General features: G+C 64.9%; 14 protein-coding genes. 1 reads left to right on the forward strand and 13 read right to left on the reverse strand.

Annotated elements, in window-relative coordinates:
• The 7 genes from ACUJB0_RS22970 to ACUJB0_RS23000 all read right to left on the reverse strand — a co-directional run bounded on the left by ACUJB0_RS22970 (position 1) and on the right by ACUJB0_RS23000 (position 10,809).
• Entirely contained in the window at positions 1-1,122 is a 1,122-nt protein-coding gene (locus tag ACUJB0_RS22970) for an ABC transporter ATP-binding protein (RefSeq protein WP_444847244.1), read from the reverse strand.
• A 93-nt stretch (positions 1,123-1,215) separates the two neighbouring features.
• Positions 1,216-2,586: a glutamine synthetase family protein gene (locus ACUJB0_RS22975; protein ID WP_444847245.1), complete on the reverse strand. Its 1,371-nt coding sequence runs from the start codon at positions 2,584-2,586 to the stop codon at positions 1,216-1,218.
• 51 nt (positions 2,587-2,637) lie between these two features.
• A complete protein-coding gene (locus ACUJB0_RS22980; RefSeq protein WP_444847246.1) occupies positions 2,638-5,361 on the reverse strand; it encodes a molybdopterin-dependent oxidoreductase in 2,724 nt (907 codons plus the stop codon).
• Positions 5,362-5,378: 17 nt separating this feature from the next.
• Positions 5,379-6,593 carry an NAD(P)/FAD-dependent oxidoreductase gene (locus tag ACUJB0_RS22985; RefSeq protein ID WP_161084016.1) on the reverse strand — a complete coding sequence of 405 codons (1,215 nt, stop codon included), beginning with the start codon at positions 6,591-6,593 and terminating at the stop codon, positions 5,379-5,381.
• Positions 6,590-6,937, reverse strand: coding sequence for a nitrite reductase small subunit NirD (nirD, locus tag ACUJB0_RS22990; protein WP_161084017.1), 348 nt, complete (start codon positions 6,935-6,937; stop codon positions 6,590-6,592). The genes ACUJB0_RS22985 and nirD overlap by 4 nt, the downstream gene beginning before the upstream one ends.
• 10 nt (positions 6,938-6,947) lie before the next feature.
• The gene (gene nirB, locus ACUJB0_RS22995; RefSeq protein ID WP_161095856.1) at positions 6,948-9,479 is read right to left on the reverse strand and encodes a nitrite reductase large subunit NirB; all 2,532 of its coding nucleotides are present in this window, start codon (positions 9,477-9,479) and stop codon (positions 6,948-6,950) included.
• Positions 9,480-9,504: 25 nt separating this feature from the next.
• Positions 9,505-10,809: an MFS transporter gene (locus ACUJB0_RS23000; protein WP_444847247.1), complete on the reverse strand. Its 1,305-nt coding sequence runs from the start codon at positions 10,807-10,809 to the stop codon at positions 9,505-9,507.
• Between the two features lie 343 nt (positions 10,810-11,152).
• Between ACUJB0_RS23000 and ACUJB0_RS23005 the strand changes: the two genes are divergently transcribed.
• Entirely contained in the window at positions 11,153-12,085 is a 933-nt protein-coding gene (locus tag ACUJB0_RS23005; RefSeq protein WP_444847248.1) for an alpha/beta fold hydrolase, read from the forward strand.
• Here the strand turns inward: ACUJB0_RS23005 and cobA are convergent.
• The 6 genes from cobA to ACUJB0_RS23035 all read right to left on the reverse strand — a co-directional run bounded on the left by cobA (position 12,075) and on the right by ACUJB0_RS23035 (position 17,438).
• Positions 12,075-12,830 (reverse strand): uroporphyrinogen-III C-methyltransferase, encoded by a 756-nt coding sequence (cobA, locus tag ACUJB0_RS23010; protein WP_444847249.1) that lies wholly within the window; start codon positions 12,828-12,830, stop codon positions 12,075-12,077. The genes ACUJB0_RS23005 and cobA overlap by 11 nt on opposite strands.
• Positions 12,831-12,854: 24 nt before the next feature.
• Positions 12,855-13,526: a methyl-accepting chemotaxis protein gene (locus ACUJB0_RS23015; protein ID WP_444847250.1), complete on the reverse strand. Its 672-nt coding sequence runs from the start codon at positions 13,524-13,526 to the stop codon at positions 12,855-12,857.
• Positions 13,526-14,332, reverse strand: a complete 807-nt coding sequence (locus ACUJB0_RS23020; RefSeq protein ID WP_444847251.1) for an ABC transporter ATP-binding protein — start codon at positions 14,330-14,332, stop codon at positions 13,526-13,528. Before ACUJB0_RS23020 ends, ACUJB0_RS23015 begins: the two co-directional genes overlap by 1 nt.
• A 12-nt stretch (positions 14,333-14,344) precedes the next feature.
• Complete coding sequence (ntrB, locus tag ACUJB0_RS23025) at positions 14,345-15,247, reverse strand: nitrate ABC transporter permease (RefSeq protein ID WP_444847252.1); 903 nt, start codon at positions 15,245-15,247, stop codon at positions 14,345-14,347.
• Between the two features lie 12 nt (positions 15,248-15,259).
• Positions 15,260-16,432 carry a CmpA/NrtA family ABC transporter substrate-binding protein gene (locus ACUJB0_RS23030; protein ID WP_444847253.1) on the reverse strand — a complete coding sequence of 391 codons (1,173 nt, stop codon included), beginning with the start codon at positions 16,430-16,432 and terminating at the stop codon, positions 15,260-15,262.
• Positions 16,433-16,814: 382 nt separating this feature from the next.
• Positions 16,815-17,438, reverse strand: a complete 624-nt coding sequence (locus ACUJB0_RS23035; protein ID WP_117014234.1) for an ANTAR domain-containing response regulator — start codon at positions 17,436-17,438, stop codon at positions 16,815-16,817.
• Positions 17,439-17,474: the final 36 nt, after the last annotated feature.

Consider the following 17,474-nt stretch of genomic DNA (forward strand, 5'->3'; position numbering starts at 1 on the left):
TTAGCTGGTCAGCACGACGACGTCGGCGCCGTCCCACCAGGCGTGGACGCGCTGGTCGCGCTTGAGCGCCGATTCGTCATGGCGCGCAGCGTTGGTGCGCGAGACCTTGAGCGTCGTACCGCTGTCGAGGCGCACATGGTACAGCGTCTCGTTGCCGAAGTAGGCCATGGCGGTGATCACGCCCTGCACGCAGTTGTAGCCGTCCTCGCTGGCCTTGGCGCGCTGCGCCGCGGTCGGCGCCTCGGCCTGCACGGCGATCTTCTCGGGACGCACCGCCACCGACACCGGCATGCCCACCGTGCCGGTGATGCCGTGGGTGACGTAGTGGCGGCATTCCGGGGTCTCGATGATGACGTGGTCCGGCTCATCGACCGTCACGCTGCCCTCGAACATATTAACGCTGCCGATGAAGTCCGCCACGAAGCGGCAGTTCGGCGTTTCGTAGATCTCGCCCGGCGCGCCCACCTGCAGGATGCGGCCTTCGCTCATCACGGCGATGCGGGTCGCCATGCTCATGGCCTCGTCCTGATCGTGCGTGACCATCACGCAGGTAACGCCCACTTCCTCGATGATGCCGACCAGTTCCATCTGCGTGCGTTCGCGCAGCTTCTTGTCCAATGCGCCCAGCGGCTCGTCCAGCAGCAGCAACTGCGGACGCTTGGCCAAGCTGCGCGCCAGCGCCACGCGCTGTTGCTGGCCGCCGGACAGCTGGTGCGGCTTGCGCTTGCCGTAAGCGGTGAGCTGCACCAGCGACAGCATCTGCTCCACGCGCGCGGCGATTTCGTCCTTCGGCAGGCCGTCGCGGCGCAGGCCGAAGGCGATGTTGTCCCAAACAGACAAGTGCGGGAACAGCGCGTACGACTGGAACATCATATTGATCGGGCGTTCGTATGGCGGCACGCCGACGATATCCTGGCCGCCCAGCATGATCTGGCCCTGGGTCGGCGTTTCGAAACCGGCCAGCATGCGCAGCAGCGTGGACTTGCCGCAGCCGGAACTCCCCAGCAGCGCGAATATCTCGCCCTTGTTGATCGCCACCGACACATCGTTGACGGCGCGGACGCCATCGAATTCCTTCACCAGGTTGCGGATCAGCAGAAAGGGTTCTCGCTCTTGGGTCATGTTATTAAAATATAAATGATATTAATAATATACTGAATACGGGCCGACCGCAGGCCGCGCGCTTAGTCGAACCCGTGATTATAAATGACGAAATCACACATGCAACAGCAGGTGTTCCCGCTCCCACGGGCTGATGACGGTCATGAACTCCTGGTGCTCCAGCTCCTTGATCGCCGTGTACACGTCGATGAAGCGCTCGCCCAGCACATCGCGCAGCCGGTCCTCGCGCCGCAGCAGCTCCAGCGCCTGCGGCAGCCCTTGCGGCAGCTCGAACACGTGGTCGTAGGCGCTGGCGGTGGTCATCGGCGTCGGCTCCAGCTGGTCCACCAGGCCGAGATATCCGCAGGCCAGCGTGACCGCCATCGCCAGGTAGGGATTGGCGTCCGCCCCGATGATGCGGTTCTCCACCCGCCGCTGCTCGACGCCGGAGATGGGAATGCGGAAGCCAACGGTGCGGTTGTCGATGCCCCACTGGATGTTGATCGGCGCGGCCGTGTGGCGCACGATGCGGCGGTAGGAGTTCACATACGGCGCCATGATCGCCATCACCGCCGGCGTGTAGCGCTGCAGGCCGCCGATGTAGTGGCGGAAGTGGGCCGACGGCGAGCCGTCCGCCGCGCTGAAGATATTGCGGCCGGTGGCGGCGTCGCTCACGCTCTGGTGCACATGCATCGCCGATCCCGGCTCGCCCGCCATCGGCTTGGCCATGAAGGTGGCGTACATGTCGTGCTTGAGCGCCGCCTCGCGCAAGGTGCGCTTGAAGTAGAAGACGTTGTCGGCCAGGGCCAGCGGATCGCCGTGCTGGAAATTGAGGCCCATCTGGCCGGCGCCGGTTTCGTGGATCAGCGTGTCGACGTCGAGGTTCATCAGCGCGCAGTAGTCGTAGATGTCCTCGAACAGCGGATCGAATTCGTTGACGGCGTCGATGCTGTAGACCTGGCGGCTGGTTTCGGCGCGGCCGCTGCGGCCAACGGGCGCTTTCAGCGGCAGGTCGGGATCGATGTTCTTCTCGGTCAGGTAGAACTCCAGCTCCGGGCCCACCACCGGCTTCCAGCCACGCTCCGCATACAGCTTGAGCACGCGCCGCAGCACCGAGCGCGGAGCGAAATCGACCAGCGTGCCGTCGGCGAAGTAGCAGTCGTGGATCACCTGCGCGGTGGGGTCGATGGCCCAGGGGACCTTGGTGATGCTGCCGGGGTCCGCGCGCAGGATCATGTCGCGGTCGGTGGAGGAGATGGCGCGGTCATAGGCCGCGTTCTCGATCGGGTAGTTGCCGGTGACGGTCATGCCCAGCACCGCCTCGGGGATGCGCATGCCGCGCTCCTGGGTGAATTTGGCGCGCGGCAGGATCTTCCCGCGCGCCACACCCGTCAGGTCGGGTACCAGGCATTCGATTTCAGTGACTCGGTTCTCGTTGAGCCACTGGTCCATATCGGCATCGGAGAAGTTTTCACGGATAGACATGTTCGCTCTCTGTGGTCATGATCAAGCGATCGATAGTCTAATTTACCATGTTTACAACCTTTCTTCCTCTGCCTCCACGCGCGTTTGCACAAGAATCTTTTTGATTTCAGGTACACAGGAGCCGCAATTGCCGCCGGCCTTCAGGCAGGCCGTCACTTCGGGCACCGTCTTCAGGTCCTTTTCGACGATGGCGCTGCAGATGGTGTTGCGGCCCACGCCGAAGCAGGAGCACACAGTGGGGCCGGTGTCCGCGCCCTTCTCGACCGGCATGCCGACCAACAGGCCAACGCGGTCTATCTCGCTCAGCTCCGCCTTGACGAACAGGCTCGCCAGCCAGGCGCGCGACGGCATGTCCTGGCGCGGCGACAGGAAGATGCACTGGTCGATGCGGTCGTTCACCACGTGCACGGCGCGGTACACGCCGGCGGTGCGGTCCTCGTATTCGAGCCAGTCGGCGTCCAGGTCGGCCACGCCCAGCAGCTCGCGCGCCCAGGCGCCGAAGTCCTTGATGGTGTTGCGGCCGGCCAGCTCGTAGCGGGCGAATTCGCGGCCCTGAATGCGCGTCCAGTGGGCCACGCTGTCGAGGTTCATTTCGGTGCGGCTCAGGATGAAGCCATGCCAGTTCACGCGGAACTGCTCGATGCGCACCGGCGTGTGCTTGAATTCCGGCTCGCCGGAGACCGGATCGACCACCGGGTTGACCAAGGCGCCCACGCGCGCGTCGGACGAGGTCTGGCCCGACCAGTGGATCGGAATGAACACGCTGCCGCGCGGGATGCCGCCGCCGTGCTGCACGCGCGCCACCATCGCGCCCCACTGGGAGCTCACGCGCGCCAGTTCGCCCTCGCGCACGCCGTGCAGCAGCGCGTCCTGCGGGTGGATGTCGACGAAGGATTCCGCGATGTGGTCGGCCAGCGTGGCGGACTTGCCGGTGCGGGTCATGGTGTGCCACTGGTCGCGCACGCGGCCGGTGTTGAGCGACAGCGGGAAGTCCTCGCAGATGGCGTTGGCCGGCGCACGGGTGGCGGTGGCGATGAAGCGCGCCTTGCCGTCGGCGTGGGCGAAGACGTTGTCCTTGAACAGGCGCGCTTCCACCTGCAGTTCGCCCGATGCGGCGCGGCGCACCGGCCACTGGGTCGGTTCCAGATCGTCGTACTGGCGCTGATCGAGGCCGGACAAGCCGGACATGTCGAAGGCGCGCGGCACGTCGCCGACGGCGTTGCGGAAGCCGCTCAGGCGCGCGTGTTCATCGAACACGCCTTGGGCGCCGCCGAAATCGAAACCGCCGAAGCCCATGCGCTGCGCGAACAGCGACAGGATCTTCCAGTCGGGCAGCGCCTCGCCCGGCGCGGGCAGGAAGGCGCGCTGGCGCGAGATGCGGCGCTCGGAGTTGGTGACGGTGCCGTCCTTCTCGCCCCAGCCCAGCGCCGGCAGCAGCACGTCGGCGTAGGCGTTGGTGTCGGTGTTCTGCATGATGTCGGTGGCGACCACCAGCTCACACTTTTCCAGGGCGCGCCGCACCTGGTCCGCGTCCGGCAGGCTGACCATCGGATTGGTGGCGATCACCCACACCGCCTTGACCTTGCCCTCTTCGATCGCGCGGAACAGGTCGACCGCCTTCAGGCCAGGCCTGGCGGCGATGGCGGGAGAGTCCCAGAAGGTCTGCACCACCTCGCGGTGATCGGCGCGGTCCAGGTCCATGTGCGCGGCCAGCATGTTGGCCAGGCCGCCCACTTCGCGCCCGCCCATGGCGTTGGGCTGGCCGGTGATCGAGAACGGGCCCATGCCCGGCTTGCCGATACGGCCGCCGATCAGGTGGCAGTTGATGATGGCGTTGACCTTGTCGGTGCCGGCCGACGACTGGTTCACGCCCATCGAGAACGCGGTGATGGTCTTGCGCGTGTTGGCGAAGGACTCGTAGAACTCCATCAGCACCGGCAGCTCGATGCGGCAGATCTTCGCCACGGCGGCGGGATCGCTGCAATCGATGTTGGCCGTGTCCAGCGCCGCATCCAGGCCGTTGGTGTGATGGCCGATGAACTCAGGATCGACCGCGCCGATGCGCGCCAGGTAGCTCAGCAAGCCGTTGAACAGCCAGACGTCGGTGCCCGCCTTGACCGGCAGGTGCAGGTCGGCCAGCTCGCAGGTGGCGGTGCGGCGCGGATCGATGACGACGATCTTCATCTCCGGCCGGCTTTCCTTGGCCTTGAGCAGGCGCTGGAACAGGATGGGATGGCACCACGCGGTGTTGGAGCCAACCAGCACCACCATGTCCGTCAGTTCCAGGTCGTCGTAGCAGAGCGGCACCAGGTCCTCGCCGAAGGCGCGCTTGTAGCCGGCCACCGCCGACGACATGCACAGGCGCGAGTTGGTGTCGATGTTGGCGCTGCCGATGTAGCCCTTCATCAGCTTATTGGCGACGTAGTAGTCCTCGGTCAGCAGCTGGCCGGAGACGTACAGCGCCACCGCGTCCGGGCCATGCTCGGCGATGATGGAGCGCCAGGCGCCGGCCACCTTGTCCAGCGCGGCGTCCCACGACACGCGGCGCAGGCCGTCCGCGTCGCGCACCTGCGGATACAGCAGGCGGCCTTCGAGGCCAATCGTCTCACCCAGCGCGGAACCCTTGACGCACAAGCGTCCCTTGTTCGCGGGATGCAGCTTGTCGCCGGCGATGGCGAACGTGCCGTCGGCCATGGGCGTGGCCTGCACGCCGCAACCTACGCCGCAATAAGCGCAAGTGGTGCGTACCGCAAGATGGTCAGTGGACAGGTTCAAGATGCTTCTCGCTCAAATCATGCGGCGCGCGCGGACAGCGCTTCGCCAAACAACAGGTTTTGCCGGATCGGCGTAATGTCGGTGCGGTTTTGAATCAGGTTGAAGTACCACGGGCCATCCTTGACATCGCCATACAGCACGGCGCCGGTCACGCGGCCGTCCTTCAACACCAGCCGCTTGTAGACGCCGCGCCGCGCGTCGCGCAGCACCAGGTCCTCGCTGCCCTCGCCGCCGATGAAATCGCCGACCGAGTACAGGTCCACGCCGGTCACCTTCAGGCGGGTTGGCGACGTTTGCTGCACGTAGCGGCGCACGCCGGCGCCGGCCAGGTGGGCGCCGCAGACGCGCGCCTGGTCCCAGATCGGCGCCACCAGGCCGAAGGTGGCGCTGCGGTGCTGCACGCATTCGCCGACGGCGTACACGCGCGGATCGTAGGTCTGCAGCGTATCGTCGACCACGATGGCGCGTTCGCAATGCAGGCCGGCCGCCTTGGCCAGGTCGATGTTGGGACGCACGCCAGCGGTCATCACCACCAGGTCCGCCGGGATCTCGCTGCCGTCCTTGAAGCGCACCGCGCGGGCGCGATCCGGGCCGACGATTTCGGCGGTCTGCGCGTTCATCATGAACTTCAGGCCCTTGGCTTCCAGCGCCTTTTGCAGCAGCAGCGCGGCGGGCTTGTCGAGCTGCTGGTTCATCAGCGCATCGGTCACGTGCACCACGGTGACGGACATGCCTTGGCGTTGCAGGCCGTTGGCCGCTTCAAGGCCCAGCAGGCCGCCGCCGATCACCACCGCGTGGCGGTGATTGCGCGCCATCGCCAGCATGCTTTCCACGTCCTGGATGTCGCGGAAGGCCAGCACGCCGGAAAGCTCGTGGCCCGGCACCGGAATGATGAAGGGCTTGGAACCGGTGGCGATCAGCAGCCGGTCGTAGCGCACTTCCAGCCCGGAGCGGGCGCGCACGATGCGCTTGCGGCGGTCGATGTGCTCGACCGGGTCGCCGGCGTGCAGCGTGATGCCATGCTGGACGTACCATTCGCGCGTGTTGAGCATGATGTCTTCCATGCTCTTCTCGCCCGCCAGTACAGGCGACAGCAGGATGCGGTTGTAGTTACCATGCGGCTCGGCGCCGAACACGGTGATGTCGTACATGTCCGGCGCCAGCTTGTACAGCTCCTCCACCGTACGCATGCCGGCCATGCCGTTGCCGATCACGACCAGCGCGGGTTTCACAGGCCGACCCAGACTTTGCCGCCATCGATGCGGGCGGGATAGGTGCCGACCGAGTGGTGCGGCGCCTCCAGGCATTCGCCCGTTTGCAGGTCGAAGTGCTGCTTGTAGATCGGCGAGGCGACCACGATGCGTTCACCCAGGTTGCCCACCAGGCCGCGCGACAGCACGGCGGCTTCGGAATTCGGATCGTAGTTATCGATGGCGAATACACGCGCGCTGCCGTCGTCCACATGGAACACGGCGACCTGCTGCTTGTTCAACAGCGCGCACACGCCGGTGTTGGGCACGATCTCGTCCAGGTTGCAGACGGCGATCCAGTTATCGGTTTGAATATCGCGATGCATAATGTTCTCCTCAAGCTGCCTTGACTGCGATCGGAATCACGCGCTTGCGCTCTTCCACGGTGGCCGGACGAATCTGTCCGCGTTCTTCCATGAACAACACGTTCTCGTCGCCCTTCTCGCTGTTGACGAAGTGGCGGAAACGCTTGCGGGTTTCAGGATTCTCGACGGCTTCCTTCCACTCGCATGCATAGGTGTCGACGACGTGCTGCATATCGGCTTCCAGTTCGGCGCCGATGCCCAGCTTGTCGTTGACGACGACCTGCTTCAGGTAATCCAGGCCGCCTTCCAGGTTCTCGCGCCACACGCTGGTGCGCTGCAGGCGGTCGCCGGTGCGGGTGTAGAACATCAGGAAGCGGTCGATGTACTTGACCAGCGTGGCCTTGTCCAGGTCCGTGGCCAGCAGCTCGGCGTGGCGTGGCTTCATGCCGCCGTTGCCGCATACGTACAGGTTCCAGCCCTTTTCTGTGGCGATCACGCCGACGTCCTTGCCCTGCGCCTCGGCGCACTCGCGGGTGCAGCCCGATACGCCGAACTTGATCTTGTGCGGGGTGCGCAGGCCCTTGTAGCGGTTCTCCAGTTCGATCGCCAGGCCGATGGAATCATCGACGCCGTAACGGCACCAAGTCGAGCCGACGCAGGACTTCACCGTGCGCAGCGACTTGCCGTAGGCGTGGCCGGATTCGAAGCCGGCGGCGATCAGCTCTTCCCAGATCAGCGGCAGCTGCTCGACGCGGGCGCCGAACAGGTCGACACGGGCGCCGCCGGTGATCTTGGTGTACAGCTGGTACTTCTTGGCCACCATACCGACCGCGATCAGGCCATCGGCGGTGACTTCGCCGCCCGGCATGCGCGGCACAACCGAGTAGGTGCCGTCCTTCTGGATATTGCCGAGGAAGTAGTCGTTGGTGTCCTGCAGGCTGGCGTGTTCCTTCTTCAGCACGAAGTCGTTCCACACCGAGGCCAGGATGCTGGCGGCCAGCGGTTTGCAGACGTCGCAGCCCAGGCCCTTGCCATGCTTGGCCAGCAGGTCGCCGAAGGTCTTGATCTGGCCTACTTTGATCAGGTGGAACAGCTCCTGGCGCGAGTAGGCGAAGTGTTCGCACACATGGTTGTTGACGGCCATGCCGAGCTTTTTCATCTCGGCCTTCATCACCTGCGTCACCAGCGGCACGCAGCCGCCGCAGGAGGTGCCGGCGTTGGTGCAGCTTTTCAGTTCGCCGATGGTGGTGGCGCCGCCGGCCACCGCGCCGCACAACGCGCCCTTCGACACGTCGTTGCAGGAGCAGATCTGCGCGCTTTCAGGCAGCGCGTCAACGCCCAGGCCAGGCTTGGCCGCGCCATCCGACTGCGGCAGGATCAGGAACTCCGGCGATTCCGGCAGCTCGATTTTGTTCAGCATCATCTGCAGCAGCGTGCCGTATTCGCTGGCGTCGCCCACCATCACGCCGCCCAGCAGGTAGCGGCCGCAATCGGAGACGACGATCTTCTTGTAGATCTGTTTGCGCTCATCGGTGAACTGGTAGGAGCGGCTGCCTTCGACCTTGCCGTGCGGGTCGCCGATACTAGCCACGTCCACGCCCATCAGTTTCAGCTTGGTGCTCATGTCGGCGCCGGCGAATTCCGCCGCTTCGCCCAGAATGTGCTTGGCCGCGACGCGCGCCATCTCGTAGCCCGGCGCCACCAGGCCGAAGATCAAGCCGCCCCACAGCGCGCATTCGCCGATGGCGTAGACGTCCGGGTTGGAGGTGACGCAGTTGTTGTTGATCTCGATGCCGCCGCGCGGGCCGATGGCCAGGCCGCTCTCGCGCGCCAGCATGTCGCGCGGGCGGATACCGGCCGAGAACACGATCATGTCGGCGTCCAGGTGGCCGCCGTCGGCGAACTCCATGCGGTGGGTGCCGTCGACGCCGTCGACGATGGCGGTGGTGTTCTTACCCGTGTGGACGGTCACGCCCAGTTCCTCGATCTTCCGGCGCAGCACGCGCGCGCCGCCGTCGTCCACCTGCACCGCCATCAGACGCGGCGAGAATTCGACCACGTGGGTATCCAGGTTCATGTCGCGCAGCGCCTTGGCACATTCGAGGCCCAGCAGGCCGCCGCCGATGACGACGCCGGTCTTCGAGCGCTTGCCGCATTCGAGCATCGCTTCCAGGTCTTCGATGGTGCGGTAGACGAAGCAGTCCTTGCGCTCCTTGCCCGGCAGCGGCGGCACGAAGGGGAAGGAACCGGTGGCGATCACCAGTTTGTCGTAGTCCAGCACATTGCCGTCGGCCGTGGTGACGGTCTTGGCGGCGGTGTCGATCTGGGTGGCGCGGGTGTTCAGGCGCAGCACCATGTCGTCGCGCTCGAAGAAGCCCGGTTTCACCAGCGACAGGTCTTCCGCCGATTTACCGGAGAAGAATTCGGACAGGTGCACGCGGTCGTAGGCGGGGCGTGGCTCTTCGCACAGCACCGTCACCTGCAGGTTGGCGGCGCCGCTGTTGGCCAGGCTTTCCAGGAATTTGTGGCCAACCATGCCGTGGCCGATAACGATGATCTTCATGATGTCCTCTTAAGCTCTTAAGCTCTTAAGCTGCCAGCTTGGTGGCGGTTGCGGTTTCTTCGACGGCGCTGCTGCTGAAGCGGGCGGCCAGTGCGCACAATGCGGATGCGCCGACGACGATGCCCAGGATGCTCAGCGTCTGCTGCGTGTTGCCCAGGCCTTTCATCAGGAAGCCCGCGGCCACCGCGCCGACGTTGCCGCCCGCGCCGATGATGCCGGCCACGCCGCCCAGGGCGCGCTTGTCGACGAAAGGCACGATGGCGTAGGTGGCGCCGCAGGCCATGTGGGTGAACAGGCCGAAGACCAGCATGGCGCCGATCGCCAGCGCGGCGCTGCCGGCGTTGGCGAACATCAGCAGGCCGGCGCCTTCGCCCAGCATCAGCACGAACAGCAGCGTGACGCGGTTATTCAGGTTGCCGGCGGCGGCGAATTTGTCCGACACCCAGCCGCCCAGCGCACGGGCGAACAATGCCAGCAGGCCGAAGCTGCCCGCCGCCATGCCGGCTTGGGCCAGCGTCAATTTGAAGTGGTCGACGTAGTAGATCGCGGCGATGTTGTGGATGAAGATCTCGATGCCGAAGCAGGCGCCGTAGGTAATGAACAGCATCCATACGCGGTAGTTGACGGAGGCCAGCTTGAAACTCTCCCAGCCGCCTTTTTTGCCGCCTTCGATAGCGATGCCGGCCGCGCGCAGTTCGGTGAAGTTCCCTTGCGGGCAGTCCTGCGTGTAGCGGTAGTAGACACCAGCCATGATGATCATCAGGACGCCCGGCACGATCAGGGCGGCGCGCCAGCCGTAGGTTTCGCTCACGCCCAGCATGATCATGGCGGTCATCAGCAGCGGCATGGTGGCTTGCGCCACGCCGCCGCCCGCATTGCCCCAGCCTGCGGCGGCCGCGTTGGCGGTGCCCACCACTTTAGGTGCGAACATCACCGAGGTGTGGTACTGCGTGATGACGAAGCTGGCGCCGGCCGCGCCGATCCCGAGGCGGAAGAACAGGAAGCTCTCATAGCTCTGCGCGAAAGCCACGCCGATCACCGGGATGGAACCCAGCAGCAGCAAGCCGGTATAGGTTTTGCGCGGGCCGAAGTGGTCGCACAGCGGGCCGACCACCAGCCGCACGAGGATGGTGATGGCAACAGCGGCGATATTGATGTTGGCGATCTGCGCGACGCTCAGGCCGAATTCACCTTTAATCACCGGCATCAGCGGCGCGCAGGCGAACCACGCGAAGAAGCAGACGAAGAACGCCATCCAGGTCAGGTGGAACGCGCGCATCTGCGGCGTTGAGATCGAAAAGAGCTTGATGCTGGTAGCTTTGGTGGCCATTTTTTTATCCCGTTCAGAAAACAAAAAGGCGCCCGCACAACCAAGGTCACCTAAGACCGGGTTGGGCGGACGCCGTTGTCCTGCCAACCCGCCATTGGGTCGGCTGATGTATTCGGGGGGATCGCCGTTGATCCCTTAGCCTTCGTATTGCAAGAGCTGTGCCAGCCCGCTTGCCACGTGTTTACAGGGGGAGAGGGCCGCAGCGGGCCTCGATTACGCCGCCACGGTGCGATGTTGCGGTGCACGATTGCACGCTATCGGTGCGCGTTGACGGTGCAGGCCAGCGCTTCACGGCGCCGGCGGTTTGTTGACGATATTTCAAGCTCGGCTTATGCTGGCGGCCATGAACCTACGCCCAATTCTTCGCAGCACAGCACTGGCGGCCACCGCCGCCCTTCTGGCCACATCCGCGTTTGCCGCCCGCGTACTGGATGAGACGACGATCCAGATCGATGGGCAGGCGCGCCGCTACTATCACCTGCACGACGCCCCGAACAACGGGCCAGCGACGCCTGTCGTGCTGCTCAGCGGGTCGGGCTGCAAGGAGTTCGGCAGCCGCGTGCCGTTCTTCTTCGAGCGCTATCCGGCGCCGGTGGACGTCTACTTCCTTGAAAAGATCGGCATCCAGAAGGGAGCGGATGGGCAGGCATGCTCCGATGCCTACAACGAGGCGGACACCCTGGATCGGCGGGTAAGCGACACCCTGGCGTTCATTGAACAGGAACCGGCATTGAAGGCCGCGGGCGCGCGCAGTATCGCGATACTTGGCTTCTCCGAGGGCGGCGCGGTGGCACCCATCGTGGCGCTGCGTAGCCCGAAGATAGGCTGGCTCGCCACGGGAGGCAGTGGCGGTCTGCCGCAAAGCCAGAGCTTCCTGATCTTCGCCGGACGTGGCGTGCCGCCCTACGCATCGCCTTTCTCGCGCGAGATCTTCCTGAACACCTTCGCCGCGATCAAGGCCGATCCGCAAAGCCTGGACAAGGCGTTCTTCGGCCATCCGTATCGCTACTGGAGTTCGCACCTGTTCCACGATCCCTTGTCCACCTACGCCCAACTGGATATACCGATCATCGCCGCCATGGGCGAGAAGGACGAAAGCGAAGCCATTGAATCAGGACGGGCCTTGCGGGACTACTTCGCCGGCCATCCGGAAAAGAAGTTCACCTTCATCGAATACGCCAACGCCAGCCACACGCTGCAAGCTCCGGACAAGGCCAACCTGCAGGACTTCGTCGGCGGCCTGGCGGAGTGGTTCAAGTCAAGCGTCAAGCGCTAGCGCGCACGGGTTCGGCGAGGGCCTGCCAATCATCCGCGCAGCGCACCACGTCGCCGACGACGATGATGCTTGGGCTGCCCAGGCCACTGGCGCGCAGCGCTTGCGGCAGTTGGCCCAAGGTGGTGATCAACTGGCGCTGGTTGTCGCGCGTGGCCGATTGCACCACCGCCACCGGCGTCTCGGCCGCCGCGCCGCCCGCCAGCAGGCCGGCCTGGATCGCGTCCACGCGGGCCACGCCCATATAGATCACCAGCGTCAGGCCGCTCTGCGCCAGCGCTTTCCATTCGGGTTCGGATTCCGCATCCTTGCCATGGCCGGTGACGAAGGTCACGCCCTGGCTCCACGAGCGGTGCGTCAGCGGGATGCCGATGCTGGTCGGCGCGGCCAGGCCGCTGCTGATGCCCGGTACCACGTCGACCTCGATGCCGTGCGCGCGCAGCGATGCCCGCTCTTCGCCGCCTCGCCCGAACATATATGGATCTCCACCCTTCAGGCGCACCACACGATGCCCCGCGCGCGCCTCGGCGATCATCAGCCGTTCGATGAATTCCTGCGGCGTGGAGGCGCATCCGCCTCGCTTGCCGACCTGGATCACCCGCGCCGTCGATGGCGCGAAGTTGAGTATCTCCGGGTTGACCAAATCGTCGATCAACACCACGTCGGCGCGCTCGATGGCGCGGACGGCCTTTAACGTCAACAGTTCCGGGTCGCCGGGACCGGCGCCTACCAAGGTTACGCTGCCCATGATGTTCTCCTCATGAAGTTCTAACTATCCTGCCGCGGCCAGCGCCGCGCTGACCATTTCATCAATCTCGCCGGTGATGTTGGACAGCACGCCCGCCACCACCGAGAATTCCTTGCCCGCGTGCCCCGCCCTCGCAGCGACGATGCGCGCGTTGAAGGCCACCATCCGCGCCTGGCGGTTGATGGTGTCGATATCGGTGATCACGCCGCGCAGCTGCTTGCGCACCATGCGGGCGTGCTTCTTCGCCTGCTCTTCGTAGATGCTGGTGATGGTGTTTAAGATCGCCAGCGTCGGCGTGGTGATGCGCACCAGCTCCGCCAGCAGCTCCGCCGTCTGCGACGATCCCAGTGCGATCGACTTCAGGGTGCGCTCGCCCAGGTCGGCGAAGGCGGTGACCTGCCGGTCGCCATCCAGCTTGCCGAAGTAGGCCTCCCGCAGCTCGGGACAGAACACGCCCGGCAGGCCGTCCTTCTCGGCCAGCAGGGACTTGTTCGCGCCGCGGAACACCGCCAGCGCCTCCTGCGCGATGGCGGCGGCATCCTCCTGCCCCTGCGACGCCAGCAGCGCATACAACACGATGCGCTGCGACAGGAAGCGCCGGCGGCCCGACAGATTGATCAACGCGCCGAACACTTCACCGGACAGCGCCTTGGTGTCGGCGCTCTCCGGCGCCAGTGGGGGCGTGGTCATATCCATCAAGCGGCTTCCTTAGCGGGATGCGCCTGTTTGCGGTACAAGAACTCCAGCACCGCCGTGCGGTACTCGCCGTAGCGCGCATCCTGCGCCAGCGCCACGCGGTCGCGCGGACGATCCAGCCGCACGTCGACGATCTCGCCGATGGTGGCGGCCGGGCCGTTGGTCATCATCACGATGCGGTCCGACAGCAGCACCGCCTCGTCCACATCGTGCGTGACCATCACCACGGTCGATTTGGTGGCCGCGACGATCTTCAGCAGCTCGTCCTGCAGGTGCGCGCGCGTCAACGCGTCGAGCGCGCCGAACGGCTCGTCCATCAACAGCACCTTGGGCTCCATCGCCAGCGCGCGGGCGATGCCGACACGCTGCTTCATGCCGCCCGAAATCTCGTGCGGACGCTTGCCTTCCGCCGCCGTCAGGCCGACCAGCGCCAGCGCCTGCAAGGTGCGCTCGCGCAGCTGGCTGCGCGTTTCGGCCTTGCCGAACACGCGCTCCACGCCGAGGTGGATGTTCTCGTAGCAGGTCAACCAGGGCAGCAGCGAGTGGTTCTGGAACACCACCGAGCGCTCCGGCGACGGCCCGGCGATCTCGCGGTTGGCGCACAACAGCACGCCGTCCGTGGGCTTGAGCAGGCCGGCGATCAGGTTCAGCAAGGTCGACTTGCCGCAGCCCGAGTGGCCGATCAGCGTGATGAACTCTCCCTTGCGCACCGTCAGGTCGATCTCGCGCAGCGCGTGGAATACGCCCTTCCGGGTGTGGAACACCATCTCCACGCCTTCGATATCGATGAATTTTGGCTCGTCCATGATCGCGCTCCTTTAGTTGGATACTTGTTCGTAGGTGAAGGCGCGGGCCAGTGCCATCAGCGCCTGCTCCAGCATCAGCCCGACCACGCCGATGGCGACGATGGCGATGATGATGTGCGGGACATTGAGGTTGTTCCACTCGTCCCACACCCAGAAGCCGATGCCCACGCCGCCGGTCAGCATCTCGGCCGCGACGATCACCAACCACGCGGTGCCGATCGACAGCCGCACGCCGGTCAGGATGTAGGGCAGCGCGGACGGCAGCAGGATCTTGGTCAGCACCTTCCACTCCGTCAGGTTGAGCACCCGCGCCACGTTCATGTAATCCTGCGGCACGCGCTGCACGCCGACGGCGGTGTTGATGATCATCGGCCAGATCGAGCAGATGAAGATCGACCAGATGGCGGCCGGGTTGGCGGACTTGAACACCAGCAGGCCGATAGGCAGCCAGGCCAGCGGCGACACCGGCTTGAGCAAACTGATGATCGGACCGAACATGCTGCCGATGAACTGCACGCGGCCGATCACAAAGCCCAGCGGGATGCCGACCAGCGCCGCCAGCCCGAAGCCCACGGCCACGCGCTGCAGCGAAGCGAGCACGTTCCAGCCTATGCCCTGGTCGTTCGGGCTTTTGCTGTAGAACGGATCGGAGAACAGCTTGACCGCTTCCTGCAAGGTCGCCAGCGGCGTCGGGAAGCTGCTGTTGTTGATGGTGATGATCTGCCAGATCAGCACCAGCAGCCCGGCGCCCAGCAACGGCGCGACGATCTTCATCACGGAGGCCGATACCTGCTCCCGCGCGCGCGCCGAGGGATTGGCGGCCAGCGGGCGACGCGGATGGCGGAACGGCGCCGTATCAACTTCTACAACCGCCGGCGTGGGCGCGGCGCTTTCAGGTTGGAGCATGGCGTTCATGGCATTCCCCCATCAGGCTTTGATCTTGAACGAGGCGGCGAACGCTTTCGGGTTCTTGCCGTCCCAAACGGAACCATCCATCAGCTTCGACGTGCGCATCGGGCTTTTCGGCACCGGTGTCTTGGTCATCGCCGCGGCTTCCTTGTACAAGTCGATCTGGTTGACCGAGGTGGCGACGGCCAGGTAATCCGGATCGTCCTTCAGCAAACCCCAGCGGCGGTGCTGCGTCATGAACCACATGCCGTCCGACAGGTAAGGGAAGTTGACCGCGCCGTCGTTGTAGAACTTCATGTAGTTCTGGTCGTCCCAGGTCTTGCCCAGGCCATTCTGGTAGCGGCCCATGATGCGCTGGTCGATCGCGTCCTTGCTGGTGTTGACGTAGGATTTATCGGCGATCACCTCGGCCATCTTGTTCTTGTTGGCCAGCGAGGCGTCGATCCATTTGCTGGCGTCGAGGATGGCGGCCATCATCGCGCGGCAGGTGTTCGGATGCTTCTTCGCGAATTCCAGCGTCGAGCCGAGCACCTTCTCGGGATGGTCCTTCCAGATGTCCTGCGTGGTGGTGGCGGTGATGCCCACGCCGTCCATGATGGCGCGATGGCCCCACGGCTCGCCCACGCAGAAGCCGTCCATGTTCCCGACCCGCATATTGGCCACCATCTGCGGCGGCGGCACGGTGATGACCTTGGCGTCCTTCATCGGGTTGATGCCGTTGGCGGCCAGCCAGTAGTACAGCCACATCGCGTGAGTGCCGGTCGGGAAGGTCTGGGCGAAGGTGTATTCGCGCTTGTCGGTCTGCATCAGCTTGGCCAGCGACGCGCCGTCGACCGCGCCCTTGTCGGCCAGCTTCTTCGACAGCGTGATGGCCTGGCCGTTGTTGTTCAGGCCCATGAGCACCGCCATGTCCTTCTTCTGGCCGCCGATGCCCATCTGCACGCCGTACAGCAGGCCATACAGCACATGGGCCGCGTCCAGGTCGCCGTTGGCCAGCTTGTCGCGCACGCCGGCCCACGAGGCCTCCTTGCTCAGCACGAACTTGACGCCGTACTTCTTGTCGAAGCCCAGCACCGAGGCCATCACCACCGACGCGCAGTCGGTCAGCGGAATGAAGCCGATCTTGATTTCTTCCTTCTCCGGCTTGTCCGAACCCGCCGCCCACACCCCACCCGTTGCCAATCCCAACATGCTTCCCCCTGCTACAAGACCTGCGCCATGAATGATTTGCCGACGCTTGGTGTTCACAGTGTTCGCATCGGATGGCAGGTCGATCCCTGCTCGTGGCTTTTCATATTCCATCGCAAATCCCTTATGTAGTCAGCAGAACAAAACGGCAAAAAAAAAGTCTACCCAACGTGAACGGATTCACGTGTGTAGACGTCGTTGTCTGGTGGACCTCACCGCCGTTGGCGAGGTACATCAAGCGCACCGTTGCGCTTGCTTACAGGCTATGCAATGTCCATGCCAGCAAGTTTGCAGGGGAAAGCCAGGGGGATAAGGAGGATGGGAGCGCCGTGCGGTGGGGCGGAAAACGCACCGCGATTGCGCGGTGCATCATTTTGGACGGGCGTCAGCCCAGTAGATCTTCGACGTCGATGATGCGCTGGGCCACCTCGGACAGCTTGAGGTTCTTGCTCATGGCCATGCTGCGCAGCTTTTGGTAGGCCTGCTCTTCGCTGAAACGTTGGCGCTCCATTAACAGGCCCTTGGCGCGCTCGATGATCTTGCGCTCGGCCAGCTTGCTCTTGGTGTCGGACAGTTCGTCCAGCAGCTTCTGCTCGCGCTTGAAGCGCGCCAGCGCCACCTGCAGCACCGGCTTGATGCGGTCGCTCTGCAGGCCGGCCACGATGTAGGCCGACACGCCGGCCGCCATGGCGGCCTCCATGCTCTCGGTGTCGTCGCTCTCGGTGAACATGACGATGGGGCGGCGCTCGTCGCGGGTGGCGATGACGATGTGTTCCAGCACGTCGCGCGCGTCGGATTCGGCGTCGACGATGATCATGTCGGGCTGCAGCTGGGCGATGCGTTCGGGCAGGTACATGTCCGGCGGCAGCGAGGCGACGATGTCGTAGCCCGCCTCCAGCAGGCCGATGCGCAGCGCGCGGGCCCGCTCGGCCTGCGCGCGCAGCGCTTCGTCATCCTCGTCGCCGGCCAGGATGATGGTGTTGACGACCACGATACGTAAATGTTTCATGGTCGTCATGCGGAGTATGGAAGAGAGTTCATGGCC

Source organism: Duganella caerulea (assembly GCF_040362985.1).
GTDB lineage: Bacteria > Pseudomonadota > Gammaproteobacteria > Burkholderiales > Burkholderiaceae_D > Rugamonas > Rugamonas vulcania.

What these genes read in the sequence shown, in the direction of transcription:
- ACUJB0_RS23035 (WP_117014234.1), bottom strand. Translation starts at nt 17,438, where the DNA reads ATGAAACATTTACGTATCGTGGTCGTCAACACCATCATCCTGGCCGGC.
- nirD (WP_161084017.1), bottom strand. Translation starts at nt 6,937, where the DNA reads ATGCATCGCGATATTCAAACCGATAACTGGATCGCCGTCTGCAACCTG.
- ACUJB0_RS23015 (WP_444847250.1), bottom strand. Translation starts at nt 13,526, where the DNA reads ATGGATATGACCACGCCCCCACTGGCGCCGGAGAGCGCCGACACCAAG.
- ACUJB0_RS22970 (WP_444847244.1), bottom strand. Translation starts at nt 1,122, where the DNA reads ATGACCCAAGAGCGAGAACCCTTTCTGCTGATCCGCAACCTGGTGAAG.
- ACUJB0_RS22975 (WP_444847245.1), bottom strand. Translation starts at nt 2,586, where the DNA reads ATGTCTATCCGTGAAAACTTCTCCGATGCCGATATGGACCAGTGGCTC.
- ntrB (WP_444847252.1), bottom strand. Translation starts at nt 15,247, where the DNA reads ATGAACGCCATGCTCCAACCTGAAAGCGCCGCGCCCACGCCGGCGGTT.
- cobA (WP_444847249.1), bottom strand. Translation starts at nt 12,830, where the DNA reads ATGGGCAGCGTAACCTTGGTAGGCGCCGGTCCCGGCGACCCGGAACTG.
- nirB (WP_161095856.1), bottom strand. Translation starts at nt 9,479, where the DNA reads ATGAAGATCATCGTTATCGGCCACGGCATGGTTGGCCACAAATTCCTG.
- ACUJB0_RS23020 (WP_444847251.1), bottom strand. Translation starts at nt 14,332, where the DNA reads ATGGACGAGCCAAAATTCATCGATATCGAAGGCGTGGAGATGGTGTTC.
- ACUJB0_RS23005 (WP_444847248.1), top strand. Translation starts at nt 11,153, where the DNA reads ATGAACCTACGCCCAATTCTTCGCAGCACAGCACTGGCGGCCACCGCC.
- ACUJB0_RS23000 (WP_444847247.1), bottom strand. Translation starts at nt 10,809, where the DNA reads ATGGCCACCAAAGCTACCAGCATCAAGCTCTTTTCGATCTCAACGCCG.
- ACUJB0_RS23030 (WP_444847253.1), bottom strand. Translation starts at nt 16,432, where the DNA reads ATGTTGGGATTGGCAACGGGTGGGGTGTGGGCGGCGGGTTCGGACAAG.